Below are 2,476 nucleotides of genomic sequence, written 5' to 3' on the forward strand. Positions count from 1 at the left end.
CTCCCAACTCCCAACTCCCCTCCATGCTAACCAACACCACAATCGCTCTCGGTATCTTCGTCATCGCATACTTCCTCGGCTCATTTCCGACTGGATATTTAGCGGGGAAATTGTTGCAGGGTATCGATATTCGCGAGCATGGTTCGGGTTCGACGGGGGCGACGAATGTGTTGCGGACGCTGGGTAAAGTTCCAGGCTCGATCGTGTTATTAATCGACGCACTCAAAGGGGCATTAGCCGTCACGATCGCGAATCTCGTATTTACGCTCGATTTATTCCCCACATTACCAGTCGATTGGCAAGCTTATTTAGTACCGCTCGCGGCTACAGGATCGATTTTGGGGCATAGTAAATCGATTTGGTTGAATTTCAGTGGCGGTAAGTCTGTCGCCACGGGTGTGGGCGTTTTACTTGCCATGTCGTGGCAAGTTGGGTTAGCGACGATGGTGGTATTTAGCATCACGATCGCGATTAGTCGGATTGTCTCGATGAGTTCGATCGCGGGTGCCGTTTCGGTGACAATTTGGATGCTATTGTTCGATCGACCATTGCCTTCGGTTATTTTTGCGATCGTCGGTGGAATCTACGTTGTCTGGCGACATAGTGCCAATATCCAGCGGATTCTGGCTGGTACCGAACCAAAAGTAGGCCAAAAACTAGAATCGACGACTTAGCTAAATCCCGATTTGGGGAGCTTGGCTTCAGAAGATTTCGATCGAGTTTACCTGTAAATCGATCGATCTGCCTTACTCAACTATTCGGAATTCAATCTAATAGCTGGTTAAGTATCAGTTATTGACTTTTCCACCAAGCGATCGAATAACTTCCGATGGTGCCGCTCGTTCATCCAATGTCCAATATTGTCTCTCAAATTCTGCTACCCATTGCCCGATCGTCACAATTTACGGCACTGGAGGTGCAATGGCGATCGGCTGCTCTATTTCCCAATTGAATTCTCCTAAAGCCAACTTCAACCCAATTTCTCAATGCTGTTAAAATTTGGGTCGATCGACTGAGTGGATCGGCAATCAGGCCGATTATGGAGGAGTCCTTTCCCACCTCCAAATTCTCAAGATCGATATTAGAGCATCGATCGGTTCTTTCAACTCATCCACGTTTCCCCCTTCGACTGGATCGATGCTATAGCAGCAAGCCAAATGTCATACTTAGTTAAAGAGCTTAATCGATCGTCATTACCTTGCTACATTGCCAACCACAACAATGAAAATTGGTGAACTATCCTCGAAAAGCCAAGTACCCATTAAGACGATTCGTTATTATGAGGAAATTGGTCTATTGCCAGTGCCAGAGCGAACCGAAGGCCACTTTCGATTGTTTCCGTCCGAGACGATCGAGCGTTTATTATTTATCAAACGCTTGCAAATGCTGGGATTGAGTTTACAAGAGGTAAAAGAGTGTCTGGCGGTGTTCGATCGTGGAGAATTACCCTGTGCGGAGCTAAGAGTCAAACTAGAGCGACATATAAAGGCAACCGATCTCCAAATTCAAGAACTGACTGCATTGCGTCAGCAGCTCTATGACACTTTACAAAACTGGGACGAAAACCCCCAGCCCCAAGCAAATATCATTTGCCCAAATTTACAAATCTAGTAAGTTTTCGCTCGCTCGCTCGTTTGACCCCTTGACTCTCTACCCAACTGGAGATTGTAAGCTGAAATTAAAATCAATATATCAGCTCTAGGAGTTATTTTATGACCACTCAAGTCGTCTGTACCTGCGCTCCATGCACCTGTGCTCCATGCACCTGTGCTCCATGCACCTGCACAGTTTGCCAATGCGGTACGCCAAACGATCGGGATGAAGGCTGTTGCACTAGCAAGACCACAACTGCTAATACTTAGTTTTTAAGTTGCACAGAGGTAGTTTAACTGTAAAGGTGCTGCCTCTGCGCAACTGACTTTTGAATAAGCGAAGAGCCAGTAATTTTTCATGATGTTATCATCAAGTCCTATATAGAATTTTTACCAATGCTCCCACAATCGCCGCACCACTACTAATTAAAATTGCACCACCCACGATCCAAAAGCTGGCTTCATAGCGAATGTAGAGGTCATTCAACATCGGGGTTTGACGTTCGGGAATAGAAATCAACCGTCCCGTTGCAGGTTCGTTGCGTCCGGGAATATCCAAATTTACATCAGCAACAACACGGGTTTGGATTTGGGCTACGCCGGGAATTGCTGCCAGTTGGGGCTGTAAGGATTCTGGCGATCGCTTTAACTGCACGAATACGTGAGCGAATCGATATCGATCGTAGTAAATTGCCTGAGATAATTTCAACGATTCGTAAGCACTCAACATCGACACGAAACTGGCAATCCCACAAGCCACTACAAGTGCGATCGCCAGGATTTGCCCCCGCAATCGCCATAAATCTCGAACTAGTACTGAGCGGCGTAAATAAAGCCAGTATTTCAATCACATAACGGTTTGCCTTTGTAAGTCCACTTAAAAG

2 protein-coding genes and 1 pseudogene are annotated in these 2,476 nt (G+C 46.3%); 2 read left to right on the forward strand and 1 reads right to left on the reverse strand.

Annotated elements, in window-relative coordinates:
* Nucleotides 1-23 precede the first annotated feature (23 nt).
* Both plsY and C7B77_RS28175 read left to right on the forward strand, forming a co-directional pair.
* Complete coding sequence (gene plsY / locus C7B77_RS28170) at nucleotides 24-674, forward strand: glycerol-3-phosphate 1-O-acyltransferase PlsY (RefSeq protein ID WP_106312877.1); 651 nt, start codon at nucleotides 24-26, stop codon at nucleotides 672-674.
* A gap of 547 nt (nucleotides 675-1,221) precedes the next feature.
* Nucleotides 1,222-1,611 carry a heavy metal-responsive transcriptional regulator gene (locus C7B77_RS28175; protein ID WP_106312871.1) on the forward strand — a complete coding sequence of 130 codons (390 nt, stop codon included), beginning with the start codon at nucleotides 1,222-1,224 and terminating at the stop codon, nucleotides 1,609-1,611.
* A gap of 447 nt (nucleotides 1,612-2,058) precedes the next feature.
* Here C7B77_RS28175 and C7B77_RS28185 read toward each other — a convergent pair.
* Nucleotides 2,059-2,439 (reverse strand): annotated as a pseudogene (locus C7B77_RS28185) (ABC transporter permease); the annotation flags it as partial.
* Nucleotides 2,440-2,476: the final 37 nt, after the last annotated feature.

The organism is Chamaesiphon polymorphus CCALA 037, assembly GCF_003003845.1.
Classification (GTDB): domain Bacteria; phylum Cyanobacteriota; class Cyanobacteriia; order Cyanobacteriales; family Chamaesiphonaceae; genus Chamaesiphon; species Chamaesiphon polymorphus.